Origin of the sequence: Flavobacterium sp. LMO8 (genome assembly GCF_009495755.1) — a bacterium.
Taxonomy (GTDB): Bacteria; Bacteroidota; Bacteroidia; order Flavobacteriales; family Flavobacteriaceae; genus Flavobacterium.
Map to the genome: position 1 here is coordinate 34,422 of NZ_WIBJ01000027.1, position 26,364 is coordinate 60,785.

Consider the following 26,364-nt stretch of genomic DNA (forward strand, 5'->3'; position numbering starts at 1 on the left):
ATATTACTACTGTTGAACAAAATTCATGCCAAAAGCTCATATTTATCAGTTTATAAGATATGTGTCTAAAAATTCTTCCTGTGTTTGAGAATCAGAAGTAGGAATTCCAAGTTCACCAGCAATAAAGCTATTTAGATTGTATGAAGTAACTGTATTAGCATACACAACACCAATTCCGTCAGCTAAATATTGTGTTGAAACTAATACATCTTGAGCCGTTAAAGCAGTAATTGTTTGTGGCGATCCTAAAACTGTAATTACGGTTGTTATACTAACATTCAATTTAATTTTAGTTGATTTTACATTTGAATAAGTTATTCCATTAGATGTATAGGATGCAAGGGTTTCACCTCCATAAGATTGTAAAGAATAATTAATTGTAAGTGGATAACCATTGATTGTTTCGTTTAAGGTTCCAGTTTTAGGCGAAGAATTTAACGCCTGATTATTTGAAACATTTTTATTAAAAATTACGAAATCATTCAATGTTAAATCTAAATCAATTGGTAATGTTTCGCCTGCGGAAATAGCTAACTCTCCAGTTAATAATAAAATCCCATTAGATTCTCTTACAGCATTATTTCTGAGTGAAGTGGAATAAAATCCTGTAGCAACATCATCTCTAGTTTTAAAAACTTTATAAGTATTACTACTAATTGTTGTTTCAGAATCTATAAATAAGGAATCTCTACTGCTTCCAGCTTGCCCTTCTACATCATATGTCCAATAACTCCCAACAGTTAATGGAGTAGAAAAATTGTTTGTATTTTCCGAATCTGAATCATCATTAGAACAAGAAAACATAATAAAAATAAATAGTAAACCAAAAACTAATTGTACTTTTTTCATAAAAACCGATTTTAATTATGCTAATATATAAAAACTCTTTAATTGATTTTTAGTTTTTTACAATTTGAAAGAAATTAGTTGCCTAAAAATGCTAAATTTGTAAATCTTAAAAAAATAAAACTATGGCAGGAAATACGTTTGGTAAATTATTGAAATTAACCACTTTTGGTGAATCTCACGGAGAAGCTTTGGGAGGAATAATTGATGGTTGTCCGGCAGGAATTCAATTAGATTTTGCTTTTATTCAAGAAGAAATGCAACGTAGAAAACCGGGTCAATCAAGTATAGTTACCCAAAGAAAAGAAGAAGATGAAGTTCAATTTTTATCTGGAATCTTTAAAGGGAAAACTACAGGAACTCCCATAGGATTTATAATTCCCAATACGAATCAAAAATCGGATGATTATTCGCACATTAAAGATTCATACCGACCAAGCCATGCCGATTATGTATATGAAAAAAAATATGGTATTCGAGATTATCGTGGTGGAGGCAGAAGTTCGGCACGGGAAACAGCAAGTAGAGTAGTAGGTGGTGCGATTGCAAAGCAAATTATTCCTGAAATCAAAATAAACGCTTTTGTTTCTTCTGTTGGAGAAATTTTTATTGATAAACCTTATCAAGATTTAGATTTATCAAAGATTGAAAGTAATGCGGTTCGTTGTCCTGATACAGCTTCTGCTGAACGAATGGAAAACTATATCAAAGAAATCAAGAAACAAGGAGATACTGTTGGTGGAACAATTACTTGTGTAATTCATAATGTACCAATAGGTTTAGGCGAACCAGTTTTTGATAAATTACATGCAGAACTTGGAAAAGCAATGCTTTCTATCAATGCAGTAAAAGGATTTGAATTTGGTAGCGGATTTTGTGGTGCAAAAATGAAAGGTAGCGAGCATAACGATTCATATAATCCAGATGGAACTACAAAAAGTAATCTTTCAGGTGGAATTCAAGGTGGAATTTCAAACGGAATGGATATTTATTTTAGAGTTGCTTTCAAACCAGTGGCGACATTAATTCAAAAACAAGAAGTTTTAACCAATCAAGGCAAAATTATAGACCAACAAGGAAAAGGACGTCATGATCCATGTGTTGTTCCAAGAGCCGTTCCCATTGTTGAGGCAATGGCTGCTTTAGTAATTGCAGATTATTATTTACAGAACAAAATATATTCATAAAGAAAAACGACCAGCAATTACTGGTCGTTTTTTTTCTTTTTATCACTATTCATCATTAACATAATTGCGCCAATCAAGCCAAAGCATACAAGTGCAAAAACGATAATCATAATGAATGTACCATTGCCATGCGAATAAAGGGGTAATAATAAATTTGCCATAGTTACAAAAGTTAGAATTTAAACAAAGATATAATTTAACAATAGTTTATAACCTGATAATTATCATATAAACTTATTCTAAGAACTTAGCTTTTAATTCGGGTGTAGGAATCATACAAGCTTCTTTTTTACCATACCATTTGTATCTGTTTTTTGCTACATAATCATAAACAAAGTCTCTTAAACCCGTTGGCAATATTGTAAAAACAGTTGCCAGAGTAAAAATTCCACTTAATCCTTTAGCAATATGTAAAGCTGCTGTTGATTTGTAATAGTATGAAATTCCAGGTTCATACAAAACAATACTATCGGTATGAATAGGATTAATTCCTATATGCTTTAAAATTTTTTGTCCTAATTCCGATTGAAGTGACACAAATCTAAAAACATCTTTTTTATCATGTTGAATCACATATTGAACTGATGAATCGCATAAATTACATACACCATCAAACAATATGATTTTTTTATCTTGTGGTAAATCTTGTATTTCCATAATTTGCTTGTAAATTCTATGCAGGTTGCACGTATTCTAATTGCTCTAAACTTACTTTTGAAGTAAAAATTCCGTAATTCACTGTTGCTTTTGTTTTTTCGATTACATCAATGGTTCCAATCGCTTTTCCATCTATCATGCGAACTCTGTCGCCCACTTTTAGCGTAACTTTTGGTTTGTTTTCTTCTTCAATTTTGGCTTTAATTTTCTTCTCTTTCTTAACCACACGAATTTCCTCCACAATCACCTTAACTTCTTCTTCTACTTTTTTCTGGATGACTTCTTTAACTTTCTTTTCTTTTACCGAAAGTTTTTTTCGTTTCGAATTTTCGATTTCAACCATTTTCAAAAACTCACCAATTAGCGTTTTTTTGTCTTTATTGTTGAAGTAACTTTCCGAAATATCATCAATTTTTTGCCCAATGTAAATCAAACGCTGATTCGCATCGTACAATTCTTGATAACGTTCTAATTTATCCTGAATTTTGGCATTGATGGTTTCCATTTTCTTACTTTCTTCACGCGCTTTAGTTTCTTCTTCTTTTAAATTTAAAGAGGTTTTTTCCAATTTAGAGCGTTCTTTCTGAAGTGTTGCAATTGTTTTATCAAATCGTACTTTTCCACCTTCAATTTTCTTTTTGGCACGGTTTATCAATCCAAATGGAATGCCATTTTTTTGTGCTACTTCAAATGTAAACGAACTTCCTGCTTGACCCAAAATCAATTTGTACATAGGTTCTAATGATTTCTCATCAAACATCATGTTGGCATTGGAAGCGAAAGGTAATTCGTTTGCTAATATTTTTAAATTGCTGTAATGCGTTGTAATAATTCCGAATGCTTCACGAGCATAAAATTCTTCTAAGAATGTTTCTGCCAAAGCACCTCCTAATTCAGGGTCGGAACCTGTTCCAAACTCATCAATTAAAAATAATGTTTTTTCGTTACATTTCTTTAAAAAATAGTTCATGTTTTTTAATCGGTAGCTGTAGGTACTTAAATGATTTTCAATAGATTGATTATCGCCAATATCTGTTAAAATTCTATCAAAAAGAAAGGTTTCACTTCGTTCATGAACCGGAATTAGCATACCACTTTGCAACATCAATTGCAGTAATCCAACAGTTTTTAATGAAATTGTTTTTCCACCAGCATTAGGTCCAGAAATCACAATAATGCGACTTTCGTTATGTAATTCGATAGTTTGTGGATAGGTAACGGCTTTCTTTTCTTTATTGTTTAAATACAAAATAGGATGAAAGGCTTCTCTAAAAAACAATCGCTTTTCTTCGATAATATTCGGAAGGATTCCATTGATTTTATAGGCGTATTTGGCTTTAGCTGCAATGACATCAATATCACTCAAAAAGTCTTGATAAGCCGCAATCGTTTCAGTAAACGGACGAATTTCATTGGTTAAACGTTTCAAAATTCGCATGATTTCTTCCCGTTCTTCAAACTCTAGATTGTTTAATTCACGCGAATAACGTTGAGCTGCTTCGGGTTCGATATAAGCGATACTTCCTGTTTTGGAATTCCCTAAAATAGAACCTTTTACTTTTCTTCGATACATGGCTAAAACCGCTAAAACTCTACGATTTTCAACAACCGTTTCTTTAATATCATCTAAGTAACCTAGCGAATTATATTGGCTCAAAGCCATGCCAAAACTTTGGTTAATTTTACCTCTAACCATATTTATATTGCGACGAATCTCAATCAAATCAGGAGAAGCGTTGTCTTTGATGATTCCGAATTTATCTACCACTTCATCTATGCGTTGCAAAATCAGTTTTACAATGTCAATTTGGGAAGCTTTTTGATACAGATTTGGATAATAGTCTTCAAATTTCTTTAAAAACTGAATCAAAGTAATTGCGGTTTCCGATAGATTCGAAATCTTTTTAAAACTTCCAACTTCTAAGAAACTATCTTCAATGGCTAAGAATTTTAGTTCGTAGTTAATGTTTTCAAATCCGTGATTCGGTATGGCATTATTGTTAGAAAACGAAGACAAATATTCAGAAGTTTGCTTTAAATTAATAAGCAATTCTTCTTTATTTTTAAACGGAGTTATAGCCATTGCTTTTGCTTCACCAATATCAGTGTTGCAGCGGCTGGCAATCGTTTCTAAAACGGTATTAAATTCTAAATCTTGTAGCGTTTTTTGGGTAATTGAAATCATTTCTCTTTTTCTGTTAGGTCAAAGTTACAAAGTAATAAATCCATATTGCAACAGAAATTTATATTTTTGGTAAAAATTATAAAATGTTTATCAAAAATCAGACTTGGCAAGGCTTATTAGCAACTGAATTTCAGAAGCCGTATTTTGTTGAATTAATGCAACAAGTAGAGCAAGAATATTCTTCAACGACTTGTTTTCCACCAAAAGAATTGATTTTTTCAGCCTTTGAGCAATTTGATTTTCAAGATACGAAAGTGGTGATTATTGGACAAGATCCTTATCATGGAACAGGTGAGGCGAATGGTTTGTGTTTTTCGGTAAATGATGGTGTGACAATTCCTCCATCATTAAAAAATATTTATACGGAAATTAATTCAGAATACGATAGAATTCTTTTTCCAACATCAGGAAATTTAGAACGTTGGGCAAAGCAAGGCGTTTTATTATTAAATGCAGGTTTAACCGTTAGGAAAGACGAAGCCAACAGCCACAAACACTTAAAATGGAACGTTTTTACTGATGCTGTAATTGATTTGATTAACGAACAATCTGAAAATGTGGTTTTTTTACTTTGGGGAAGTTTCGCTCAGAAAAAAGGAAAACTAATCGACAGAAAAAAACATTTGGTTTTAGAAAGTGGACATCCATCACCTTTAAGTGCCAACAGAGGCATGTGGTTTGGAAACAATCATTTTAAATTCACAAATGCCTATTTACGCGAAAAAGGGAAGAGTGAGATTGAGTGGTAGATTTTTTTTAAATCTTTATCAAGAGTTAATGACAATATTAATTAATAGTAAATTCTAAAACGTTTCCAACAGCACCAATAGTTGATGTTTTGATAGCAATACTAACTGCATTTTGAGAGTTTGTTGACACTAGTCTTGGCTCAACTTCAATTCTATATTCACCTGGATCTAATATGAAATCTGTGTCATATTCGTAATGCGCATCTAAAGAATTTAACTCTTGTATTGCTGAAATATAATTTCCATAAACATTATCTCCCTCATTTTCTGAAATGTTTTCTGGAAAAACGTAAGTCCAAGTACCTGATTCATTAAGTTTTTGTAATGAAAAATTAAAGAAAAAATAACGCGATTCAGTTGTTAAATATAAGTCTAAAGGATTTACATTTCCAACATTTAGAATTCTATCAAAATTACAAGAAACAGATAATATATTACTAGAAGTTTCAACTTCAATTAGGTTATTAACAGTTACAGATTTTGTAGCAAAAAATTCATCATCATTTTCAGTACAACTAGAAAATAAAATAGAAATAATTAATGCAAAACTGAAGTAAATAATTTTTTTCATAATTCTTTGTTTTTAGAAACGATACCCTAAATTTAATCCTAAACGAGAAATAGTAGACGGACTATTATTATTAAATAAGTTTTTACCAATTCCAACTGTTAAATCAAGAACAAAACATTCTTTAAAATATAATTTATATCCAATTGAAGCACCTAATGCTAAATCATTATAATCATTTTTTGTTACTAAAATATAATCAATACCTCCTGTATTTAATGTAGTTAGTTCTTTAAATTGTCCTCCATTAATGTTTGCAAACGTTTCGATATAGTATAAGTTTGATGCACTTTTTGACATTGCATATCGAACATAAGGAATTATTTGATATTCAATCATGGTTCGAGTATCATCATTAATAAAATTATCAACTTTACTGGCTTTATTAAAAGTTAAACCAGAAATTCCGATAGAAAAATTGTTATTCAAAAATCGTTCGTATGAAATTCCTAATCTTCCATTACCAATGAAATTCAAAACGTCTATTTTAATTTCATTTTTTTTTGCAAAAATTGGAGAAGAAATACTATCAGATGTAGTCTGTTTATTTTTTTGTGCAAATACACTAAGTGATAAAAAGACAATTAATAAACAAAATATTTTTTTCATAAATTACTTATATATTTATGTAAATATATAAAAATAATTAATTAAAAGTTAAGGCACCCAAAATTTCTTCGCTCATAAATCGTCCGCCAGGATAAGTTGCTGTGTAGTCTAAATTGAGCCAAATCTGATCTCTTTCATCAATGTGATAATGAATTTGTTGGTTTTGGCATTCTTGCTTAAAAAGTTCTTCTTTTATAAGATAAATGGCTGTTTCTAAATCTTTTTTTGTACCAATTAGCATCTCCGGATATAAATGACCACCTGTATGAATAATTCTGGGGGTTCCTCCAATTGCTTTGATACAAGCCGACATCAATATCGCATGGTCATCACAATCACCAGAAAAGTGTTGTAAACTTTCAGAGGCGCTAGCAATATATTCGGTTCCTTTTGGATCGTTAACATAATTCCATCGGTTTCTTATTTCTTTAAAAACGGCAAAACATTGAATCATTCTTCTTTTTTCGCCCGATTCTTTATATTCTTTAAAATGTTTTGTTGTTGCCGAAAGAGCAAAATTTCGAACCTTTGGATTAGAAAAATCTACTGCATCAATAATTTTTGATTTGTTAGGAAACGGAAGTAATTTGGCAATAATTAAATCTTGAGGATTTGGATTTTCGCTCATAGCATACATCATAAAGCGATAGTCGTCAAAAACACGTTTAAAGCCATAGTTTCCAAAAACGGTTCCATATAATAATGCTAATAAATAAATGAAAATTATAAGAATGATAATTGTTTTTACTATACGAAGTAGCAATTGTATGCCAATAATTATAAAAATACCGATTAGAATTCTATCAAAGTGTATTGGCCATTCAAAATCAATTAGGTTTTGATGTGCAATTAAAAATAGAGGAATAGCAATTAAAATATTTAAAATAAAAATGACAGCATTATCCCATGGCTTTGGTAAAGAAAGCTTTTCTTTTAGTTCAGCGATAGTTGGGATTTTAATTGTCATTTCGTTTAAAACGATAAAAATACGGAATTATTTAAGTATCGATTCTTTTGGCAATTTTTTATCGATAATTTGAAGCTTCAAAAGTTGTTCCATTATTTTATCTAATGTTGGAGCACTCATTTGCTTTTGAGACCAACGCGTTAATTTCAGCCATTCTTGAATCGCTTCTACTTTTTGATTGTATTTTGAAGCTAAAGTTCTGTCAATACTTGGAATTAGCTTAAACTCTTCAGTTGTAGTATTAATAATGTCTAAAATTTGTTCGATAACTTCTGGATGGTTTTCCAAAACTTCATTGCGAACCGCAATCACAAAACAAGGCCAAGGAGTAGGGCAATCGGCTATTCTTCTGAAAATTCCTTTATCAACCAAAGGTTGTGTCATAAAACGTTCCCACATAAAATAATCAGATTTTCCTGAAGTAAGACTTTCAACAGCACCATCAATGGTATTTACGATTTCAAATTGTAAGTTTTCGGTATTCCAATTCTGGTTTTGTGCATTCACAATACTCATCAAATGTGAACCGGAGCCCATGCGAGAAATCGCTACTTTTTTATGTTCTAAATCGGAAAGAGTTTTATAATTTGAATTAGCCGCAACGTGAATTCCCCAAATCAAAGGACTTTGTACATAAACTTGCACAATCTTACTCGGATTTCCAACGGCGATATCTTTGATGATTCCTTCGGTAAGAATTACGGCAATATCGGTTTCGCCATCGCGCAACATTTGACACATTTTACCTGTTCCTTCTGGAACATCTGTCCATTGTAAATCGATTCCAACGGCTTCAAATTCGCCATCTTCAATGCACATGTGCCAAGGTAAGTTAAAATGCTCTGGAACGCCTACTATTTTGATTGTTTTCATAGTTATTAATCTAAAAAATCGAAATAATTTAAAAATCTAAAAAATGGATGAAAATTTATTCAGACAATTTTGAAATACATTGCTCTGTAATTTTCCAAATTTCTTCAAAGGTATTATTTTGATTGCTTTCTTTTATCCATTTTTTCAAAAAAGCTTTGTGATATTCCACTTTAAAATCACTTACTTGATTAGGAGTTATTTCGATTTCTTCCATAATATCCTGCTTAATTTTATCATAGAAAGAATCTGAGGTAGTAGCATCAACTGGAATTTGATTAATTTTCAAATAACAATGTGCTTCAGGAATGTAATTGATATTATTTTTTGAGAGTAAATCGCCTAATTTTGGTGTATTTACTTCGTCCATTTTAAAAATTCCAATGTACAACTTTACATTTTCAATCTCATTTTTATCCGCAAAATCCTTTAAGAAAGCGTGTTTAGAACTGCAAGTTCCTTTGTTTTCAGAAAGTACTAAAGAAAAATCGTGCCTATTAGCATTTCTGCCATAGGGAAGGTTTTTTACTTTATTTATTAATTCTTCAAAATTCATTTTAACGTTCTAAATTCTGATTTCTAAATTCTAAATTTTCTATCTGCCACCATTTCCAAGTTACTCCATTTTCATCAGGATAATCCTCGATAAAATTGAAACCTACTTTTTGCAAAACATGATTAGAAGCACCGTTTTCAGCATGTGTGTAAGCATTCATTTCTTGGATTTTCATTTGATTGAAACCATGTTCTAACCAAGCAATTGAAGCTTCCGTAGCGAAACCTTTGTTCCAAAATTTTTCATTTAAACGATAACCGTAATCATAGAAATTGGTATTTCCGTTTTCAACATGGTCGTTTACAAATTTAATCCCTGTCCAACCGATTAGTTCATTCGTGTCTTTAGTAATAGCTACAAAACGCCCGATTCCATTATTGATGTATTGTTGTCTAACCATATCAATGTAAGCATGAACTTCATCAATATGAACAACTGGTTTTTGCCATAGATATTTATGAACATTAGGATTGCAATCCATTTCAAATAACGAATTTGCATCTTCATGACGCATTTCTCTTAGAATTAATCGGGGTGTTTCTAGTATTAAGTTCATTTTATAATTTCATCATTCAATATTCGTTATTCGATATTCAACGTTTAAACTTGGAATAGCCAATTTTGAACAACGAATATTGAAGTTTTGGTTATTCTGACAACTTATTTAAAGTGTATTCAATTAATTCATCTACAGCTTTATATGGGTCTTCACTGAAAGTTCCAGTTGCGCGGTTGGCGATGATAGCATTTAATGATAAACAATTGTGACCTAATAGTTTTCCTAAACCATAAATAGCTCCAGTTTCCATTTCTAAATTAGTCATTCGAGTTCCGTTAAAATTGAAACTATCCATTTTAGAATTTAATTCAGGATCTTGAATTCCTAAACGCACTATACGACCTTGTGGCCCATAAAAACCACCAGCTGTTCCGGTGAATCCTTTGAAAATTTTATCGCTTTCTAATTTTTGCTCTAAAGTTTTACTTCCTGCAATTACGTATGGACGACCTTTTCTCATGTCCCAATTCGTTTGTTTGATAAAAGCTTCTTCCATTTCGGTTTCTGAAATATCGTCAATTAAATAGGAGCGAAGCATGTTATCCAAACCTAAGCCATATTGACTCATTACAAAACTATCACATGGAATATCAGCTTGTAACGAACCTGAAGTTCCGATACGAACAATGTTCAATGAAGTTAATTCTTTTTTAACCGTTCTGGTTTCTAAATCAACGTTTACCAAAGCGTCTAATTCATTCATTACGATGTCGATGTTGTCTGGACCAATTCCAGTTGACATAACCGTAATTCTTTTGCCTTTATAAGTTCCAGTTTGGGTTTTAAATTCACGTTTTTGAGTAGTAAACTCAATAGAATCAAAGTGTTTTGTGATTTTTTCAACACGGTTTTGATCCCCAACGAAGATAATATCGTTAGCGATTTGTCCAGGTTTTAAATTAATGTGATATACACTTCCGTCTGGATTTAATATTAATTCTGATGCTGCTATCATTTATTTTTTAGTTTAAAGTTTCAGGTTTCAGGTTCTTAACTTTGAACTTGAAACTTGAAACAAATTTATCCGCCTACGCGTTTTGTTTTGAATCCTTTGTCTTGTAGAATTTTCATGATTTTATCACGATAATCACCTTGTATGATGATTTCGCCGTCTTTAAAAGTACCACCAACCGCTAATTTGCTTTTGATTTCCTTCGCTAAGATTTTAAAATCTTCATCTTCGCCTTCATATCCTGAAATTATCGTGGTTGGTTTCCCTTTACGTTTCTCATATTTGCAAATCATCGGTTCTTTTTGAACGAATAATTCATGAGGAGTTTCCTCGATAGCTTCTGGTTCGTTAGAAACTTCGTGGTTAGGGAATAGTTTTTTTAATTGTTCGCTTAAATCCATTTTTAATAAGTTAACAAGTTCTACAATAACAAAGTTACTTTGTTTTATGTTAGATTTTATAAAAAACAAAAAAGACATCAAGAAAACTTAATGCCTTTTCTATCTATTATAAAATTATTTATTTCTTAATCAATCCTAATTCTACCAAACGCTCATGCAAGAACTCACCAGCGGTGATATCTTCGTATAATTTGGGATTGTTTTCATCGATACATTCTGGTAAGCAATTTAAACTCATATCGCTTACTGGGTGCATGAAGAAAGGAATTGAATAACGAGAAGAACCCCACAATTCTCTTGGTGGATTTACCACTTGGTGAATCGTTGATTTCAACTTGTTGTTGGTATGTCTTGATAACATATCACCTACGTTAATCATCAATTCGTCTGGTTGTGCCATAGCATCAATCCATTCTCCGTTGTGATTTTGTACTTGTAATCCTTTTCCTTGAGCTCCCATTAATAAGGTAATCAAGTTAATGTCACCATGTGCTGCTGCACGAACGGCACCATCTTGAGGCTCGTCAGTAATTGGTGGGTAGTGGATTGGACGTAAAATACTATTTCCATCTTTGATGTATTTGTCAAAGTAGAATTCGTCTAAACCAATGTAAAGTGCTAACGCTCTTAACACATAAACACCTGTTTTTTCTAACATTTGGTAGGCTTCTTTACCTACTTCATTGAATTTAGGTAATTCCGTTACTTCCACGTTATCTGGATATTCGCCAGCGTACTTTGAGCCTTCGCTAACATATTGTCCAAAATGCCAAAACTCTTTTAAATCTCCAGCAGAGCGACCTTTAGCATGTTCTTTACCGAAAGAAACATAACCACGTTGTCCGCCAATACCTGGGATTTCGTATTTTGCTTTGGTTTCTAAAGGAAGTGTAAAGAAGTTTCTCACTTCTGAATACAATCCTTCAACTAATTTGTCATCTAAAAAATGACCTTTTAATGCTACGAATCCGATTTCTTCGTAGGCTTTTCCGATTTCATTTACAAATTTTTGTTTACGTGCCGGATCATCCGACAGGAAATCACGTAAGTCAACACTAGGAATTTGTTGCATACTTAAGCTTTGTTGTTAATAAATCAAATGGGCTTTAACCCAAGTAAATACAAAGGTAATTATTTATTTTAATTGTGAAAGTGGAAAGTTGTTAACAATTGGTGATGGGTGATATGGTGATTGGGAAATTGAGAGTTGACTTTTAATTTGAACTTGACCTTGTTCTTGACCTTGAAATTTGATTCATCTTTTTTTATAACAATTTGATTTCAAAATGTTATTTTTATTACTTTTGAGCAAAATTTAATTGTTCCATCATTATGAACTTTGAAAGAAAAGAGTTATCGAATTCGCAACTGCTTGATTTATACAAGAAAATCTTAAAACCGCGTTTGATTGAAGAGAAAATGTTGATTCTAATCCGACAAGGAAAAGTTTCGAAATGGTTTTCTGGAATTGGACAAGAAGCTATTTCTGTTGGGATAACTTCGGTTTTGGATAAAGATGAATATATTTTACCCATGCACCGTAATTTAGGTGTTTTTACTACTCGTGATATTCCATTGCACCGTTTATTTTCGCAATGGCAAGGAAAGAAAAACGGATTTACAAAAGGACGTGATAGAAGTTTCCACTTTGGAACCCAAGAATATAAAATTATTGGAATGATTTCGCATTTAGGTCCTCAATTAGGGATTGCTGACGGAATCGCATTAGCCAATAAACTAAGAAAAAACGGAAAAGTAACCGCTGTATTTACAGGTGAAGGTGCTACTTCGGAAGGAGATTTTCACGAAGCGTTGAATATTGCTGCGGTTTGGGAATTACCGGTTTTATTCGTGATTGAAAATAATGGTTACGGATTATCAACACCAACAAACGAACAATACCGTTGTGAGAATTTAGCTGATAAAGGTGTAGGTTACGGAATGGAAAGCCACATTGTAGATGGAAATAACTTATTAGAAGTTGTGCATTTGATTTCGGAATTAAAAGCTTCTATGATTGAAAATCCGCGTCCAGTGTTGTTAGAGTTCAAAACGTTTAGAATGCGTGGGCATGAAGAAGCTAGTGGTACAAAATACGTTCCGCAAGAATTGATGGACATGTGGGCGGTGAAAGATCCAGTGGAGAATTATAGAAATTACTTAAAAGCTACAGCGGTTTTATCAGACGAAGATGATGACGCTATTAGAGCTGAAATTAAGAAAGAAATCGATAGAGATTGGGCAAAAGTTCAAGAAGAACCAGAAATTGTAGCTTCTTTGGAAGAGGAATTAGGTGATGTTTATAAACCTTACGAATTTGAAGCATTCAATCCTTCTTCAGAAGTAGAAAATATCCGTGTGATTGATGCTATTTCTAATGGTTTACGTCAGTCGATGGAACGCCATGAGAATTTAGTTATCATGGGACAAGATATCGCCGAATATGGCGGAGCTTTCAAAATTACAGACGGATTCGTAGCTCAATTTGGAAAAGAAAGAGTTAGAAATACACCAATCTGTGAAAGTGCTGTAGTTTCAGCGGCTAACGGATTATCAATAAATGGATATAAAGCGGTAATGGAAATGCAATTTGCAGATTTCGTTTCTACAGGTTTTAACCCAATCGTAAACTTATTAGCTAAGCAACATTACAGATGGTTAGAAAAGTCAGATGTAGTGGTGCGTATGCCTTGTGGTGGAGGAACGCAAGCGGGACCTTTCCATTCACAAACTAACGAAGCTTGGTTTACTAAAACTCCGGGATTGAAAGTGGTGTATCCAGCATTTCCTTATGATGCCAAAGGTTTATTAAATACCGCTATTAACGATCCAAATCCCGTATTATTCTTCGAGCATAAGCAATTGTATAGAAGTGTGTATCAAGATGTGCCAAAAGATTACTACACCTTACCATTCGGAAAAGCGTCATTGATTAAAGAAGGAAATGATGTAACCATTATTTCGTTTGGAGCTGGAGTTCATTGGGCTTTAGAAACTTTAGCTAAAAATCAAGAAATTAAAGCAGATTTATTGGATTTAAGAACTTTACAACCAATGGATTGGGAGACAATTTACATTTCTGTTAAAAAAACAAATAAAGTAATCATTTTACAAGAAGATACTTTATTTGGTGGTGTGGCTAGTGATATTTCAGCAATGATTATGGAAAACTGTTTTGAATATTTAGATGCTCCAGTTAGAAGAGTTGGAAGTTTAGAATCACCTATTCCATTTATGAAATCATTAGAAGATCAATATTTACCTAAAGTTAGATTTGAAAAAGAATTAAAAGAGCTATTGGCTTATTAATTTGAACAATAAATATTATAAAAAAAAGACACTTTCGGGTGTCTTTTTTTAATTTTACATCGTCTCATACCAGCTAAATTTGGAGTGGATTATCGCTTCTTTTTCCTTTTTTAAATAATCCAAATAGGCTAGGGCGGCTGGGTTGTGGTTTTTACCTTTTACCCAAATCAAACTCCAGTCGGTTTTTATGGGTAATCCTTTTAAGGGGATAATTTGTAAGTCCTTGTTTTGTATCTCTTTACGAATACCAATTAAGGGCATAATTGAATAACCTAATCCTGCTAAAATAGCTTGTTTTATTGCTTCGTTTGAAGTTAATTCCATTCGTTTATTAATCTTAAAATCTTGTTGTACAATGAAACGTTCCATGGTTTGGCGTGTTCCAGAACCACTTTCTCTAAATAGCAAAGGACGATTTTCAAGTATATCTTCGATTTTCTTTTTCTTGGTAAAATCTTCTTCCATATTCCCAACTAAAAACAACTTGTTTTGCATCAAATCTATTTTTTCTACTTTCATTTTATCGGGAAGTATCGAAACCAAAGCAAAATCTACTTCATTGTTTTGCATACTTTTAACTACTTTATTTTTATTGGTTACATCCATTTCTAATTCTACTCCAGGATGCATTTTTAAAAAATCAGCTAAGAAGTAAGGCATTACATATTTACCTGTTGATACAACCGAGATTTTTATTTTCCCAAAAAGCTGTCCTTTATAAGCCAAGGTTTTATAATCGATAGTATTGACTTGTTGTAATATTTGTTCGGCTGCTTCTGCAATTTCTTTACCAAAATCGGTTACATAAATTTTTCTACCCACAACTTCAGTTAAAGGAATTTCAAATTGATCCTGAAAATTTTTCAATTGAATTGATACCGCTGGCTGGGTCAAATGCAACTCTTCTGAAGCCTTAGTAACACTCTGATTTTGTACAACTTTTAAGAATATTCGTAATTGATTTAAAGTATAGTTCATAAAAATATTTTATATAATGTATTACAAAGATAAATAAAAATATATGAATTATAATTCTAAAATTTGCATCTGAAATTAAATCATAAGGTAAAAATCCTAACGATGAAAAAAATAATAATACAAATAGTTTTGATACTCTGTGTAGCAATTGAAGCACTATTAATTTTTAAAATGATGGCATCACCTGAGATTATCTACCAAGAACTTTATGCTGGATTAGCCATTTTAGTACTGCTAACCATAATTCGTTTAATACATAATTTAACAGACATTACTTATGGAAACCTTGAAGAAAATTAATTTGATTAATGGTGAATTTAATTCGTTTGAAGCGCGTGAAATCTTAATGGATATGTGCAATAAAAACATCAATTTTAATAAGGTTCAAAATTTTAGCTCACAAATTCGTTTTGGAGAAGATGATGAAAAAGCTATCCATCGAATTGATCAATTAAGAGAAAGTGTAGCTCATATTTCTGAAATTTTAGAAGAGGCGAAAGCACATAATAGAAAACTTAAAATAAAATCGTTCATCGAAATCGATTATGAAGACTAAACCTGATTTTTTTTCTGGTCGACGTTTGCTTATCGTAACGAAACATCAAAAGGAAGAAGTTTTAGCTCCTTTATTAGAAGAAGCTCTCGGAGTAACATGTTTTGTTTCGAATAACTTTGATACGGATAGTTTAGGTACATTTTCGGGAGAAGTTGTTCGAAAAGATGATGCTTTAACAACGCTCAGAAATAAATGTTGGGAAGGTATGAAATCAGAAGGTTTTGATTTGGCAATAGCAACCGAAGGTTCATTTGGAAATCATCCTACTGTGTTTTTTGCACCTGCTAATGACGAATTAATCATGCTGGTAGACCAAAAACATAATCTCGAAATTGTTGAACGAGTATTGAGTATGGATACCAATTTTGATAGTTCTGAAATTCATACAAAGGAAGAATTAAAAGCATTTTTAGATAAAGTTCAATTTCCTTCGCATGCTGTTATTTTGAAGAATGCTATTGAAAATTGGACTAAAATTTACAAAGGAATTACTGATTATGATTCGGTTGAAAAGATATATAATGAAATAGTTGTTTCGAGTAATTCGTGTTTTATAGAAACGGATATGCGTGCTATGTTCAATCCAACTCGTATTAAAATTATAAAGGAAGTTAGTTTAAAGTTAATTAAAAAAGTGCACTCGGTTTGCCCCAAATGCCTTTTCCCCGGCTTTGGCGTGGTTGGTGCCGAATCCGGTTTATTATGTAGTAGTTGCTCTATGCCGACTCGTTCTACATCAGCTCATATTTACCAGTGCCAACATTGCTATTATGAATCTAAAGTTTTCTATCCTAATGGAAAGCAAACAGAAGATCCCATGTATTGCGATTTTTGTAACCCCTAAAAGAAATGATAAGTAAAGACATAAATTTAGCTGCTCAGCATCTTAACGATAATGGTATTATAGGTTTTCCAACCGAAACCGTTTATGGATTGGCAGGAAATGCTTTTAACACAGAAGCCATTCACAATATATTTGAAGTTAAAAAACGCCCTACTTTTAATCCCTTAATTGTTCATATTAAAGGAATTGAAGATTTAAAACAAGTTGCTACAGAAATTCCACCAATAGCTTATGAATTAGCTAATGCTTTTTGGCCTGGACCATTAACTTTAATTTTAAAAAAACAACATTACATTCCGGATTTGGTTACTGCTAATCAAGATACGGTAGCGGTTCGGGTTCCGAATCATCCTGTAGCTTTAGAACTTCTTAATGCTATTGATTTTCCTTTGGTTGCTCCAAGTGCGAATCCTTTTACGAGTATAAGTCCAACAAGCGCTGAACATGTTGAAAATTACTTTGGAAATCAAATCAATATGGTTTTGGAAGGCGGCGAATGTTCGGCAGGAATAGAATCAACGATTATTGGATTTGAAAATAATAGAGTAGTAGTGTATCGCTTGGGAGCATTAGCATTGGAAGAAATTGAAAAAGTATCTGGAAGTGTGACACTGTTAAACAAAAAAGATAAAAAACCAATCGCACCCGGAATGTTAATGAAACATTACGCTCCAAAAACCGATTTTATTCTAACTCGAAATGTTCATGAAGAATTGGATTGGTATACGGGTAAGAAGATTGGATTGCTTCTTTTTAATTCATATTTACCTGATTTTGATTCGAATTCTCAAATCGTTTTATCAGGGGAAAGTGATTTAAAAATGGCGGCTAGTAAATTATATAGTGCGATGCATCAATTGGATAAAATGAATTTGGATTTAATTATTGCAGAGCGTTTACCTGAATATGGTTTAGGAGTTTCTATCAACGATAGATTAGAACGCGCTTCAAAAAAAATAAACACACAATTAACATCATAACTAAACAAAATGGATTTCAGCTTATTATTTGAAAATTTAACTAACCCATCTTTACTTTATTTTATCTTAGGAATTATTGCAGTATTGTTAAAAAGTGATTTAGAAATTCCTAACAATTCTTCTAAGTTCATTTCTTTATACTTGCTTTTTGCTATCGGATTTAAAGGAGGTCAAGAATTGTCACATGAAACAATTAACAGTGAAATTATTTGGTCGATGTTATTCGGGATTTCGATTGCGATATTAATTCCGTTGTACACTTTTTTCATTTTAAAACGTAAATTAAATGTGTTTGATGCCGGAGCCATTGCTGCTGCTTACGGTTCGATTAGTGCGGTAACTTTTGTAACAGCGGTTTCATATTTGGAATCCCATCAATTAGAGTTGCATGGCTATATGGTAGCTATTATGGCTATAATGGAATCGCCTGCCATTATTGTAGGATTAGTATTAATTTCGATTTTTAATAAAGAAAAAAGTCAAAAAATCAATAAAACTGAAATTTTACGCCATTCCTTTACGAATGGAAGTGTATTGTTGATTTTGGGAAGTTTGGTTATCGGTTATTTAACAAGTGCTAAAGATGCACAAGGAATTCAGCCTTTTACGAACGATTTATTTAAAGGATTTTTAGCTATTTTCTTATTGGATATGGGAATTACGAGTGGTAAAAAATTAAAATCTTTCTTTGCTCATGGTTGGTTTCCCTTTGCTTTTGCTTTATTGATTCCGTTAGTAAATGGTAGTGTTTTTGCTTGGTTGAGTGGTTTTGTAACAGATGATGTTTCCAATCGCTTCATTTTTGCAATACTTGCCGCGAGTGCTTCTTACATTGCTGTTCCTGCGGCTATGAAAATAACAGTTCCAAAAGCCAATCCTGGGTTGTTTTTACCCATGGCATTAGCAATAACATTTCCTGTAAATATTACGATTGGAATGCCAATCTACTTTTATATAGTTCAGTATTTTTAGAGTTAATTTTTTATGTTAATCTTTAACCCTTGGAATACTAAATTTCAGGGGTTTTCGTTTTAAAGTAATATTTTATTTTATGCGAATAGTTCTCTTTTTAATTGTCTTGTTTTTATTTTCTTGCCAATCTAACAAAACCCAAAAGTTAACCGTTGGCATTCAACCTTATGGCATATTTCCAGAAGATAAAACTGACACTATCGCTAAGACAATTGCCGATTTTTATAAGATTAAAACGGTTATTCTTCCTGCTAAAGAATTATATAAAGAAGCTTTTACAGAAGTGAAATCACCACGTTATCGTGCAGATAAAATGATTAATTTACAGAAAAAGAATAAAGTAGATTCGTTAGATTTTGTTTTAGGATTAACCACTAAAGATATTTCGGTTACCAAAAAAGACAAGTGGGGAAAAATAAAAACCCCAACCTACAAATATGCGGATTGGGGAATTATGGGTTTGGCCTATTGCCCTGGAAATAGTTGTATTGTTTCAACTTTTCGAATTAAGCATCCCAATTCAAAAACACATTTTACACGTTTTAAAAAAGTTGCGGTTCATGAATTTGGACATAATTTAGGATTACCCCATTGTCCTGATATAACTTGCGTTATGACTGATGCTGTGGAAAGCGTGAAAACTATTGATAATGCGAAATTGGCGTTGTGTGGGAAATGTAAAGCGCAATTTAATTAATACTTCCCACTCAATAATTCGCCTCCAATAGCTGATTTGGCTTCGATTCCTAATTTTTTCATCATTTCATAGGTCGTACAAACGGCAGCTGAAGTCACAGGAATTCCACATTCCGCTTGAATTAAATCAATCGCTTCTAATGATGGCATTTGCACACAAGCCGAAGCAACTAATACATCCACATCAGTTAAATCCAATTGTTTGTAAATTTCTAATAAATTCATTGGATTTTGAGCCGCAACTTCTAAATTGTCTGGAATTTCTAAAGCAATACTTTGTTTCACTTTAATACCTTGATTTTCGATATAATCGACCACCATATCCGTTAACGGTCGCATATAAGGTGTAATAATTGAAATTTGTTTCGCACCTAAAACCTTTAATCCGTTAATCAAAGCACCAGCCGAAGTTACAATAGGAGTAGGGAAGTCATTCGCCACCGTTTCTTGATGTAAATTTACTTCCGAAACGCAATGATAACCGCGTCCCATACTCATAATTGCTACTAAACATGCATAACCCATTACATCTACGTGAGCGTCAGAAAGTTCTTGTGCGCATTTTAAACTCATCGCATCCATAGCTTCCAATTCTTCTTTGGTTACTTTTTTCATACGCATTCTGCTGCTGTGAAAAGTGAAACGTTCTGGTAAAATGGTTTCACGAGAACGGAAAATTGCTGGTATTTCGGTTTCCATCGTTACGTTTGAGGATGGAACTATTTGGCCTATTCTAAATTTCATGTTTAAAAGTTTAAGGTTAAAAAGTTTAAAAGTTGCTCAAAAACTGAACACTTAAAACTGTTTACTGAACACTAAATCTATAATTCTTTAATTGTATTTACTATTGTACCAATTCCTTCAACTGTAGCTTCCACCACATCTCCATCGTACATCCATTCTTGTGGGTCGCGACCTGCGCCAACGCCTGCTGGAGTTCCTGTTGCGATGATGTCGCCAGCTTCTATAGTGAAAACGGTACTTAAATCTTCAATTAAGTCGTTGATATTGAAAAGCATGAATTTGGTATTCGAATTTTGTTTTTCAACTCCGTTTACTTTTAATGATAAATTCAAGTTGTGTGGATTTTCGATTTCGTCTTTTGTTACGATAACGGGTCCCATTGGAGCAAAAGTATCTTGTCCTTTAGAAACAATCCATTGTCCTTCTCTTCGACAATCACGAGCAGAAATGTCGTTGATAACAGTATATCCAAAAACATAATCTAATGCTTCAGATTTTGACACGTATTTGCCTTTCTTTGAGATAATTACAGCTAATTCACATTCCCAATCTAATTGCAAAGTCAACTTGGTATTTTTGATAATTTCAGTATTTGTAGCAGTAACCGTTGTTGGTGGTTTTGAGAAGATAATAGGTTTTGTTGGAAGCTTTCCAGTTGTGTCTAAAGTACGAGCGCTTTCTGCTACGTGTTCTGTATAATTCAACCCAATTCCAATGATGTTTTTTCTTGGTTTTTCGATGGGAGCCAAAATCGTTACTTCGTCCATTTCATAAGCGATTTCTTCGAAGAAATTCTCAGGTGTTTCCGCAATCATTTCTGAGATTTCTGGAATAATTTCAAATCCCATATCAATTAATTCCAACATATCATTAGGTAACGGAAAATTGGAAACATCCCCAAAATCCTGCATATCGATGACTTGGTTGTTATGAATGAAGCCTAAACGTGGCTCATTGTTGACACGTTGCATTGCAACGTCTGTACATTTGTAAGTAAGTAGTTTCATATTTTATTATTTGTTATAAAATGCTTAAACGTTGAGACAAGGCAATGCCTTGTCTGTACTATATCGATTGATGTCCGTTGTTTTCTGTTAATTCTCTTCCTTGAAATAATCCTAATTTCTCAATCACTGGTAAATCGTTGAAATTGAATAAGCAAGCATCTTCAGTTTCAGATAAGTTATGATGCTCATGCCAAGCCCAACTTGGAACACAAAAAATATCTCGTTCTTTCCAATCGAAACGTTCTCCATTAATAATTGAATAACCTTTTCCTTTGGCGCATTGGTAAACAAAAGAACCTGTATGTTTATGTGCTTTTCCTTTGAAGCCTGCTGGTAATAATTGCATCGCTGCTCCCATAGTTTGCATTACGTGTCCGCCAGTTAATGGATTCGAATATTGCATAAAAATGCCATCAAACGGATTAACTTCATTGACTTTTTGTGCTTCTAATAAGGCTGGATAAACGTTTTTCCAAGAATATTTGAATAGTGGAGAATACGGTTTATCCCAAGTTTTATCTGCTGGAATCAATCCTGCACAACCATAAGTAATAGGCGAGAAGTTTAATGGTTTTACCAATTCTTGCTTGCCATCATAAACCGCATAATCATTCGCTTCCAAAGCATTCACTAACGGAATATCCAAACCGTCTTGCCAAATACAGGTTTTTCCACCTTCTTCCACACCATGCTCATGCCAAGTGGAATTTGGGGTAATCACAAAATCATTCACTTCTAGCATGATTTTATTGCCATCTACCACCGTATAACCTTTTTCACCTTCCATAATAAAACGTAGGGCAGAAGCACGATGACGATGAGCCGAAGTAAATTCGCCAGGTCGGGTTACTTGAATTCCAGTGTATAACCAACCCACAGCAGCCGAAACATCTTTGCGTTTGTCGTTTACTAAATAAACCACGCGTCTTCCAGCTTGTTCTGGTGTTACTAATTCGGATGATTTTAGTACTAATTCACGTAAATCGTCATATTTCCATAACATAGGAACCGAAGAAGAACGTGGTTCCCAAGGTTCAATATCATTAGCGACTGTCCATAAGGCACCAGCGCCAAGGGTTTCTAATTCTTTATAATAGGCTTTTAGTTCATCGGAATCTTGAACTCTTGCTCTTCCGTATTGGTCGTCTGAAAAATTATTTGTTTCCATAGTAAGTTGTCTTAATACTTAATTCTCTAGTCTTAATACTATTTTTTATTAAACTCTTCGTGATTATCAATAAACGTGATTTTTCGAGTCGGAGCTGTGTTTACACGTAAATCGAAAATATCAAATCGGTTGTAATGACCTAAAATATCGTGCATTTGTTTGGGTTGGATGCATTTTGCTAAATCAATTTCAGCATACACCATTCCTTCTTCGTCGATTAGTGGTTGTCCTATGACAGCGCCATTTGGACCTATAAATCCAGAGAAAGCCGAACTTTTTCTATCTAACAATTCATCAACATTAGGAACATCAGCACGTAAAGTATCTTTGATTTCTTGCGAAATAGTCGAACAAGAAACAATCGTAAATAATTTCCCTTCAAACGAATGCGCTGCGGCACGAATTTTAATCGCCTCCGCCATATCGTAATCAGGTGGCGCTACAGGAAGTGAAATGTAATTCGCAATATGAATCAATTCGCCTTGAGAAAGTAGCGTAAAACGCGCTAATGTATTTGTGTTTTCGCCACAAGCTAAGGTTCCGATGGGACCAATTTCTGTATTGTACACTTTTAAGGATGAACCATCACCGGAAGACCAGGTTAGTTTTTCCGCCCATGTTGGGACTAACTTTCTGTGTTTTCCAACGATAACGCCTTTGTTGTCGATGATTAAATTGGTATTGTAAATTTCGCCATAGCTTTTCCCTCGTTCGTTGATACCCATCACAATGTGAATATCATTGTCTTTGGCAGCTAAGCAAAGTTTCTTGATTTCTGGACCTGCTACGTCAACCGAATTTTTATACAATTCTTCATACCATTTACTGCCTTGAACAGGAGTCATAATCCAATTCCAATAAGGATATCCAGCGATAAAAACTTCTGGAAAAGCGATTAATTTTGCTCCGTTATTACTAGCTTCTTTAATGAAAGAAATGGCTTTGTCTACTGTTTTTTCTACATTAAGAAATACAGGAGAAGTTTGAACGGTTGCGGCTTTGAATTTTTTGAATTCCATAGTTTATTTTGTTACACAGAGTTTCACTAAGTTTTTTATGAATTTAAATATATTTTGATTTTCTCTTTCATTTCATCACTAAATGGTTCTGCTTTGATGTCGTTTCTTTCTATATTGAAGGCTACGTTTACCAATGTTACTTCGCCTTCTAAAACGGTAATTTCTGATTCATTTACAAATTGAAAACCGCAGAGTATGGATGAGTTTTTTAATTCTTTTACCCAAAGTTTTTTGGTAAAGATTTCTCCCAATCTTGCTGCATTTTTGAATTGAATTTTTAAATCAACCGTCGGAATCCCATTAGTTTCGTGCATTTTTGAAAAAGGACGATCTAAGGCTTCTTCAAACCAATCTTCTACTAGACAATTTAGCATTTCTAAAAATCTTGGATAGAAGACAATTCCAGCATAATCAACATGTTGGAAACGTACTTTTTCTTGTTTTGTGAATTGACTCATTATATATGTCTTGATACTTAATTCTTAAATCTTAATACTTATTTCAACTTAAATCGTTGTATTTTTCCAGTTTCCGTTTTTGGTAAACATTCCACGAAATTAATTACTCTTGGATATTTATACGGGGCAGCTACTTCTTTGAACCATTGTTGAATACGGTTCTTCATTACATCTGATGCTTTAGTGATATCATGTAACACAATATGCGCACAAACTAACATTCCTCGTTCTTCATCGGGTAAGCCAACCACGGCACATTCCAAAATATCTTCGTGCGTTAAAAGTACGGATTCTACTTCAATTGCCGCAATATTATAGCCAGAAGAAATAATCATATCATCGCCACGTGCCACAAAATGAAAATACCCTTCTTCATCTTGACGAAAAATATCGCCTGTGATGTTCCAACCGTTTTCTACGTATTCTCTTTGTTTTTCTTCTCGGTTTAGGTATTTGCATCCTGTAATTCCTCTTACTGCTAATCTTCCGGCCTCGTTTCTTGGTAATTCGTTACCTTGTTTGTCTATGATCTTGGCTTCGTAACCTGTAATCGCTTTGCCAGTTGAGCCGGGTTTCATGTTTTCTTCATTAGATGAAATAAAAATATGCAACATCTCGGTAGCACCGATTCCGTCAAATATTTTTAAGCCTGTTGCGTCAAACCAATCTTGCCAAACTTTAAACGGTAACGTTTCACCAGCAGAAACACATTTTCTTAAACTAGAAATATCGTACTCCTGAACTTTTGTTGTTATGATGCGCCAAGCAGTAGGAGCAGTGAAGCAAATCGTAATTTTAAAATCTTGAATCGCTTTCAATAACAAATCCGGACTTGGTTTTTCGATAAGAAATGTTGAAGCTCCAAAATACATTGGAAACAAAACCAATCCGCCTAAACCAAAAGTAAATCCTAATGGCGGACTTCCTGTAAAAATATCATTTGGAGTAGGTTTTAGTGAATATTGAGGAAACGCTTCACAAATATTCAATAAATCACGATGATAATGGGCTGTCATTTTGGGTAAACCAGTAGTTCCAGAAGTGAAACCAATCAATGCTACCGAATCCGATTTTGAATGATAATTGTCGAAAGTTTTGGGTTTAGAAGCCATTAATTCTTCTAATTGTGAATTTCCATAAAAACACGTTTGTTTTAGGAAATTTGACTTAACCAAATGGATTTCTTCTTCCAATTCCTTATCGCACAACACATGCGAAATTTCAGCACAATCGATAATTGTAGTCAATTCTTTAGAACGAAGCAATGGCATGGTTGCCACAACAATTCCTCCCGTTTTTAAAATCGCAAACCAACACGCTACCATCATTGGATTATTTGCTGAACGAATCAAAACGCGATTACCAGATTGTAATCCTAAATCATCTACCAAAACATGTGCAATTTGATTCACTTTTTCAAATAAATCTTGATACGTCCAAGTTTCCTCAAACGTGCGAATACAAATGTTATTTCCACGACCTTCTCGAATATGGCTATCTAACAATCTTTCTACACAATTCAGTATTTCAGGTTGTTGGAATTGTGGTAAATCCAAAAAAGTATATTCTGGTTGTAATTCCAGAGTAGGTAAGCTATTGTGAGCGAAATTATCTTCGTAATTTTTCATTTCTTTAAAAATTCTTGAATTGAATTTAAATAAATTTCTTTAGAATCAAGCCATCCATAATGGGCGCATTTATCTAAAATAATTAAATCTGAATTTGGAAAAGTAGCGTTTATTTCTTTGGCAGTTTCAGTTGAAATTATGTCGTTTTTGCCTTGAATGACGAGAACTGGATTTTTGAATTTTTTAAATTCTTTACTACAATCAAACTTGATTTTTTGTAAATTTTCAAATACTAAACTATTAATTTCAAAATTAATTTGAGTTAATCGTTTTGCTATAATTGACGCATTGGTTTTATCGTAAACATAAGCATTAGCAATAATATTTGCTCTTGCTTCTAACAACTCTTTAGTTCTATCACCTGAATTAAATTTTTCTTGAATTAGAGCTAAACTATCATTTTCAGATTTTGTGAGGTTGTTATTCATTCTTTCAGAAACATATTCTAAAAACTTCAGGTTGACACCTCCAGAAGAAGATAAAATTAGTTTATCAATAGCTTCTGGATGTTTAAAGGCGTAATAAGTTCCCAAAATTCCTCCAAACGAATGTCCAAAAATTGTCCATTTTTGAATTTTTAGATGTTTTCTTAAAATTTCAATATCATCAACCATTAAATCCATAGTTATTGTTTCAGAATTCACATTATGAAGAGTTGATTTTCCTGTTCCTCTTTGATCATATATAATGGTTTGGTAACCAAATTTTGAAATTTCTTCTGCAATGAAAGCAAAACCATCAGAATTCATTCCAGGTCCACCATTTATAATCAGTATGGGTTTTCCTTTTCCAAAGGATTTGTAATGCAATTTTGTATCACCACTTATAATAGTTTCTTCAGTTTGCCCAAAACTTAGAATACTAATAAATATAAAAGTAAGAATAATTATTTTTTTCAT

30 protein-coding genes are annotated in these 26,364 nt (G+C 32.9%); 9 read left to right on the forward strand and 21 right to left on the reverse strand.

Features of this window, described 5'->3' with window-relative positions; all coding sequences use genetic code 11:
* Positions 1-45: 45 nt before the first annotated feature.
* Positions 46-849, reverse strand: coding sequence for a hypothetical protein (locus GFJ94_RS03710; protein WP_153200244.1), 804 nt, complete (start codon positions 847-849; stop codon positions 46-48).
* Positions 850-971: 122 nt separating this feature from the next.
* Between GFJ94_RS03710 and aroC the strand changes: the two genes are divergently transcribed.
* Complete coding sequence (aroC, locus tag GFJ94_RS03715; protein ID WP_153200245.1) at positions 972-2,033, forward strand: chorismate synthase; 1,062 nt, start codon at positions 972-974, stop codon at positions 2,031-2,033.
* A gap of 17 nt (positions 2,034-2,050) precedes the next feature.
* On the opposite strand, the gene GFJ94_RS12605 is transcribed toward aroC, so the two are convergent.
* From GFJ94_RS12605 to GFJ94_RS03730, 3 genes are all read right to left on the reverse strand, one after another.
* Positions 2,051-2,194 (reverse strand): hypothetical protein, encoded by a 144-nt coding sequence (locus tag GFJ94_RS12605; RefSeq protein WP_153200246.1) that lies wholly within the window; start codon positions 2,192-2,194, stop codon positions 2,051-2,053.
* 73 nt (positions 2,195-2,267) lie between these two features.
* On the reverse strand, positions 2,268-2,690 hold the full coding sequence (locus tag GFJ94_RS03725; RefSeq protein ID WP_153200247.1) for a thiol-disulfide oxidoreductase DCC family protein: 423 nt from the start codon (positions 2,688-2,690) through the stop codon (positions 2,268-2,270).
* A gap of 16 nt (positions 2,691-2,706) precedes the next feature.
* Positions 2,707-4,875 (reverse strand): DNA mismatch repair protein MutS, encoded by a 2,169-nt coding sequence (locus GFJ94_RS03730; RefSeq protein ID WP_153200248.1) that lies wholly within the window; start codon positions 4,873-4,875, stop codon positions 2,707-2,709.
* 83 nt (positions 4,876-4,958) lie between these two features.
* Here GFJ94_RS03730 and ung point away from each other — a divergent pair, with 83 nt between their 5' ends.
* Positions 4,959-5,624 carry a uracil-DNA glycosylase gene (ung, locus tag GFJ94_RS03735; protein WP_153200249.1) on the forward strand — a complete coding sequence of 222 codons (666 nt, stop codon included), beginning with the start codon at positions 4,959-4,961 and terminating at the stop codon, positions 5,622-5,624.
* A gap of 37 nt (positions 5,625-5,661) precedes the next feature.
* Here ung and GFJ94_RS03740 read toward each other — a convergent pair whose 3' ends face one another.
* The 9 genes from GFJ94_RS03740 to GFJ94_RS03780 form a co-directional block, all read right to left on the reverse strand.
* Complete coding sequence (locus GFJ94_RS03740; RefSeq protein WP_153200250.1) at positions 5,662-6,195, reverse strand: hypothetical protein; 534 nt, start codon at positions 6,193-6,195, stop codon at positions 5,662-5,664.
* 12 nt (positions 6,196-6,207) lie between these two features.
* The gene (locus tag GFJ94_RS03745; protein WP_153200251.1) at positions 6,208-6,801 is read right to left on the reverse strand and encodes a hypothetical protein; all 594 of its coding nucleotides are present in this window, start codon (positions 6,799-6,801) and stop codon (positions 6,208-6,210) included.
* 37 nt (positions 6,802-6,838) lie between these two features.
* Positions 6,839-7,768, reverse strand: coding sequence for a transglutaminase domain-containing protein (locus GFJ94_RS03750; protein ID WP_153200252.1), 930 nt, complete (start codon positions 7,766-7,768; stop codon positions 6,839-6,841).
* Between the two features lie 27 nt (positions 7,769-7,795).
* The gene (locus tag GFJ94_RS03755; RefSeq protein ID WP_153200253.1) at positions 7,796-8,641 is read right to left on the reverse strand and encodes a substrate-binding domain-containing protein; all 846 of its coding nucleotides are present in this window, start codon (positions 8,639-8,641) and stop codon (positions 7,796-7,798) included.
* A 55-nt stretch (positions 8,642-8,696) separates the two neighbouring features.
* Positions 8,697-9,194, reverse strand: a complete 498-nt coding sequence (locus tag GFJ94_RS03760) for a hypothetical protein (RefSeq protein WP_153200254.1) — start codon at positions 9,192-9,194, stop codon at positions 8,697-8,699.
* Between the two features lies 1 nt (position 9,195).
* On the reverse strand, positions 9,196-9,750 hold the full coding sequence (locus tag GFJ94_RS03765; RefSeq protein ID WP_153200255.1) for a GNAT family N-acetyltransferase: 555 nt from the start codon (positions 9,748-9,750) through the stop codon (positions 9,196-9,198).
* A 91-nt stretch (positions 9,751-9,841) separates the two neighbouring features.
* Positions 9,842-10,708 carry a nucleoside phosphorylase gene (locus GFJ94_RS03770; protein WP_153200256.1) on the reverse strand — a complete coding sequence of 289 codons (867 nt, stop codon included), beginning with the start codon at positions 10,706-10,708 and terminating at the stop codon, positions 9,842-9,844.
* 65 nt (positions 10,709-10,773) lie between these two features.
* A complete protein-coding gene (locus GFJ94_RS03775) occupies positions 10,774-11,106 on the reverse strand; it encodes a translation initiation factor (RefSeq protein WP_153200257.1) in 333 nt (110 codons plus the stop codon).
* 118 nt (positions 11,107-11,224) lie between these two features.
* Positions 11,225-12,178 carry an isopenicillin N synthase family oxygenase gene (locus tag GFJ94_RS03780; protein ID WP_153200258.1) on the reverse strand — a complete coding sequence of 318 codons (954 nt, stop codon included), beginning with the start codon at positions 12,176-12,178 and terminating at the stop codon, positions 11,225-11,227.
* Between the two features lie 260 nt (positions 12,179-12,438).
* Between GFJ94_RS03780 and GFJ94_RS03785 the strand changes: the two genes are divergently transcribed.
* Entirely contained in the window at positions 12,439-14,415 is a 1,977-nt protein-coding gene (locus tag GFJ94_RS03785) for a thiamine pyrophosphate-dependent enzyme (RefSeq protein ID WP_153200259.1), read from the forward strand.
* Positions 14,416-14,469: 54 nt separating this feature from the next.
* Here the strand turns inward: GFJ94_RS03785 and GFJ94_RS03790 are convergent, their stop codons facing one another.
* Complete coding sequence (locus GFJ94_RS03790; RefSeq protein ID WP_153200260.1) at positions 14,470-15,393, reverse strand: LysR family transcriptional regulator; 924 nt, start codon at positions 15,391-15,393, stop codon at positions 14,470-14,472.
* Positions 15,394-15,564: 171 nt separating this feature from the next.
* Here GFJ94_RS03790 and GFJ94_RS12705 point away from each other — a divergent pair, with 171 nt between their 5' ends.
* The 6 genes from GFJ94_RS12705 (at position 15,565) to GFJ94_RS03815 (ending at position 19,442) form a co-directional block, all read left to right on the forward strand.
* Complete coding sequence (locus tag GFJ94_RS12705) at positions 15,565-15,693, forward strand: hypothetical protein (RefSeq protein WP_255471467.1); 129 nt, start codon at positions 15,565-15,567, stop codon at positions 15,691-15,693.
* A complete protein-coding gene (locus GFJ94_RS03795; protein WP_203228643.1) occupies positions 15,671-15,949 on the forward strand; it encodes a hypothetical protein in 279 nt (92 codons plus the stop codon). The genes GFJ94_RS12705 and GFJ94_RS03795 overlap by 23 nt, the downstream gene beginning before the upstream one ends.
* Entirely contained in the window at positions 15,939-16,793 is an 855-nt protein-coding gene (locus GFJ94_RS03800; protein WP_153200262.1) for a DUF6671 family protein, read from the forward strand. Before GFJ94_RS03795 ends, GFJ94_RS03800 begins: the two co-directional genes overlap by 11 nt.
* A 5-nt stretch (positions 16,794-16,798) precedes the next feature.
* Entirely contained in the window at positions 16,799-17,773 is a 975-nt protein-coding gene (locus tag GFJ94_RS03805) for an L-threonylcarbamoyladenylate synthase (protein ID WP_153200263.1), read from the forward strand.
* 9 nt (positions 17,774-17,782) lie between these two features.
* Positions 17,783-18,745 (forward strand): sodium-dependent bicarbonate transport family permease, encoded by a 963-nt coding sequence (locus GFJ94_RS03810; protein WP_153200264.1) that lies wholly within the window; start codon positions 17,783-17,785, stop codon positions 18,743-18,745.
* A gap of 79 nt (positions 18,746-18,824) precedes the next feature.
* Positions 18,825-19,442 (forward strand): matrixin family metalloprotease, encoded by a 618-nt coding sequence (locus tag GFJ94_RS03815; RefSeq protein WP_153200265.1) that lies wholly within the window; start codon positions 18,825-18,827, stop codon positions 19,440-19,442.
* Here the strand turns inward: GFJ94_RS03815 and GFJ94_RS03820 are convergent.
* From GFJ94_RS03820 to GFJ94_RS03850, 7 genes are all read right to left on the reverse strand, one after another.
* Positions 19,439-20,185, reverse strand: a complete 747-nt coding sequence (locus GFJ94_RS03820; protein WP_305069012.1) for an Asp/Glu racemase — start codon at positions 20,183-20,185, stop codon at positions 19,439-19,441. The genes GFJ94_RS03815 and GFJ94_RS03820 overlap by 4 nt on opposite strands.
* A 77-nt stretch (positions 20,186-20,262) precedes the next feature.
* Entirely contained in the window at positions 20,263-21,192 is a 930-nt protein-coding gene (locus tag GFJ94_RS03825) for a fumarylacetoacetate hydrolase family protein (protein WP_153200266.1), read from the reverse strand.
* Positions 21,193-21,250: 58 nt separating this feature from the next.
* Positions 21,251-22,360 (reverse strand): cupin domain-containing protein, encoded by a 1,110-nt coding sequence (locus GFJ94_RS03830; RefSeq protein ID WP_153200267.1) that lies wholly within the window; start codon positions 22,358-22,360, stop codon positions 21,251-21,253.
* A 38-nt stretch (positions 22,361-22,398) separates the two neighbouring features.
* A complete protein-coding gene (locus tag GFJ94_RS03835) occupies positions 22,399-23,379 on the reverse strand; it encodes a carbon-nitrogen hydrolase family protein (protein ID WP_153200268.1) in 981 nt (326 codons plus the stop codon).
* Between the two features lie 35 nt (positions 23,380-23,414).
* Entirely contained in the window at positions 23,415-23,837 is a 423-nt protein-coding gene (locus GFJ94_RS03840) for a thioesterase family protein (RefSeq protein ID WP_153200269.1), read from the reverse strand.
* Positions 23,838-23,875: 38 nt separating this feature from the next.
* Positions 23,876-25,465, reverse strand: a complete 1,590-nt coding sequence (locus GFJ94_RS03845) for an AMP-binding protein (RefSeq protein ID WP_153200270.1) — start codon at positions 25,463-25,465, stop codon at positions 23,876-23,878.
* A complete protein-coding gene (locus tag GFJ94_RS03850) occupies positions 25,462-26,364 on the reverse strand; it encodes an alpha/beta fold hydrolase (RefSeq protein ID WP_153200271.1) in 903 nt (300 codons plus the stop codon). The genes GFJ94_RS03845 and GFJ94_RS03850 overlap by 4 nt, the downstream gene beginning before the upstream one ends.

Bases quoted from the DNA above. Each gene is read 5' to 3' on its own strand.
- GFJ94_RS03710 (WP_153200244.1), bottom strand. From the start codon at position 849: ATGAAAAAAGTACAATTAGTTTTTGGTTTACTATTTATTTTTATTATG.
- aroC (WP_153200245.1), top strand. From the start codon at position 972: ATGGCAGGAAATACGTTTGGTAAATTATTGAAATTAACCACTTTTGGT.
- GFJ94_RS12605 (WP_153200246.1), bottom strand. From the start codon at position 2,194: ATGGCAAATTTATTATTACCCCTTTATTCGCATGGCAATGGTACATTC.
- GFJ94_RS03725 (WP_153200247.1), bottom strand. From the start codon at position 2,690: ATGGAAATACAAGATTTACCACAAGATAAAAAAATCATATTGTTTGAT.
- GFJ94_RS03730 (WP_153200248.1), bottom strand. From the start codon at position 4,875: ATGATTTCAATTACCCAAAAAACGCTACAAGATTTAGAATTTAATACC.
- ung (WP_153200249.1), top strand. From the start codon at position 4,959: ATGTTTATCAAAAATCAGACTTGGCAAGGCTTATTAGCAACTGAATTT.
- GFJ94_RS03740 (WP_153200250.1), bottom strand. From the start codon at position 6,195: ATGAAAAAAATTATTTACTTCAGTTTTGCATTAATTATTTCTATTTTA.
- GFJ94_RS03745 (WP_153200251.1), bottom strand. From the start codon at position 6,801: ATGAAAAAAATATTTTGTTTATTAATTGTCTTTTTATCACTTAGTGTA.
- GFJ94_RS03750 (WP_153200252.1), bottom strand. From the start codon at position 7,768: ATGACAATTAAAATCCCAACTATCGCTGAACTAAAAGAAAAGCTTTCT.
- GFJ94_RS03755 (WP_153200253.1), bottom strand. From the start codon at position 8,641: ATGAAAACAATCAAAATAGTAGGCGTTCCAGAGCATTTTAACTTACCT.
- GFJ94_RS03760 (WP_153200254.1), bottom strand. From the start codon at position 9,194: ATGAATTTTGAAGAATTAATAAATAAAGTAAAAAACCTTCCCTATGGC.
- GFJ94_RS03765 (WP_153200255.1), bottom strand. From the start codon at position 9,750: ATGAACTTAATACTAGAAACACCCCGATTAATTCTAAGAGAAATGCGT.
- GFJ94_RS03770 (WP_153200256.1), bottom strand. From the start codon at position 10,708: ATGATAGCAGCATCAGAATTAATATTAAATCCAGACGGAAGTGTATAT.
- GFJ94_RS03775 (WP_153200257.1), bottom strand. From the start codon at position 11,106: ATGGATTTAAGCGAACAATTAAAAAAACTATTCCCTAACCACGAAGTT.
- GFJ94_RS03780 (WP_153200258.1), bottom strand. From the start codon at position 12,178: ATGCAACAAATTCCTAGTGTTGACTTACGTGATTTCCTGTCGGATGAT.
- GFJ94_RS03785 (WP_153200259.1), top strand. From the start codon at position 12,439: ATGAACTTTGAAAGAAAAGAGTTATCGAATTCGCAACTGCTTGATTTA.
- GFJ94_RS03790 (WP_153200260.1), bottom strand. From the start codon at position 15,393: ATGAACTATACTTTAAATCAATTACGAATATTCTTAAAAGTTGTACAA.
- GFJ94_RS12705 (WP_255471467.1), top strand. From the start codon at position 15,565: ATGATGGCATCACCTGAGATTATCTACCAAGAACTTTATGCTGGATTA.
- GFJ94_RS03795 (WP_203228643.1), top strand. From the start codon at position 15,671: ATGGAAACCTTGAAGAAAATTAATTTGATTAATGGTGAATTTAATTCG.
- GFJ94_RS03800 (WP_153200262.1), top strand. From the start codon at position 15,939: ATGAAGACTAAACCTGATTTTTTTTCTGGTCGACGTTTGCTTATCGTA.
- GFJ94_RS03805 (WP_153200263.1), top strand. From the start codon at position 16,799: ATGATAAGTAAAGACATAAATTTAGCTGCTCAGCATCTTAACGATAAT.
- GFJ94_RS03810 (WP_153200264.1), top strand. From the start codon at position 17,783: ATGGATTTCAGCTTATTATTTGAAAATTTAACTAACCCATCTTTACTT.
- GFJ94_RS03815 (WP_153200265.1), top strand. From the start codon at position 18,825: ATGCGAATAGTTCTCTTTTTAATTGTCTTGTTTTTATTTTCTTGCCAA.
- GFJ94_RS03820 (WP_305069012.1), bottom strand. From the start codon at position 20,185: ATGAAATTTAGAATAGGCCAAATAGTTCCATCCTCAAACGTAACGATG.
- GFJ94_RS03825 (WP_153200266.1), bottom strand. From the start codon at position 21,192: ATGAAACTACTTACTTACAAATGTACAGACGTTGCAATGCAACGTGTC.
- GFJ94_RS03830 (WP_153200267.1), bottom strand. From the start codon at position 22,360: ATGGAAACAAATAATTTTTCAGACGACCAATACGGAAGAGCAAGAGTT.
- GFJ94_RS03835 (WP_153200268.1), bottom strand. From the start codon at position 23,379: ATGGAATTCAAAAAATTCAAAGCCGCAACCGTTCAAACTTCTCCTGTA.
- GFJ94_RS03840 (WP_153200269.1), bottom strand. From the start codon at position 23,837: ATGAGTCAATTCACAAAACAAGAAAAAGTACGTTTCCAACATGTTGAT.
- GFJ94_RS03845 (WP_153200270.1), bottom strand. From the start codon at position 25,465: ATGAAAAATTACGAAGATAATTTCGCTCACAATAGCTTACCTACTCTG.
- GFJ94_RS03850 (WP_153200271.1), bottom strand. From the start codon at position 26,364: ATGAAAAAAATAATTATTCTTACTTTTATATTTATTAGTATTCTAAGT.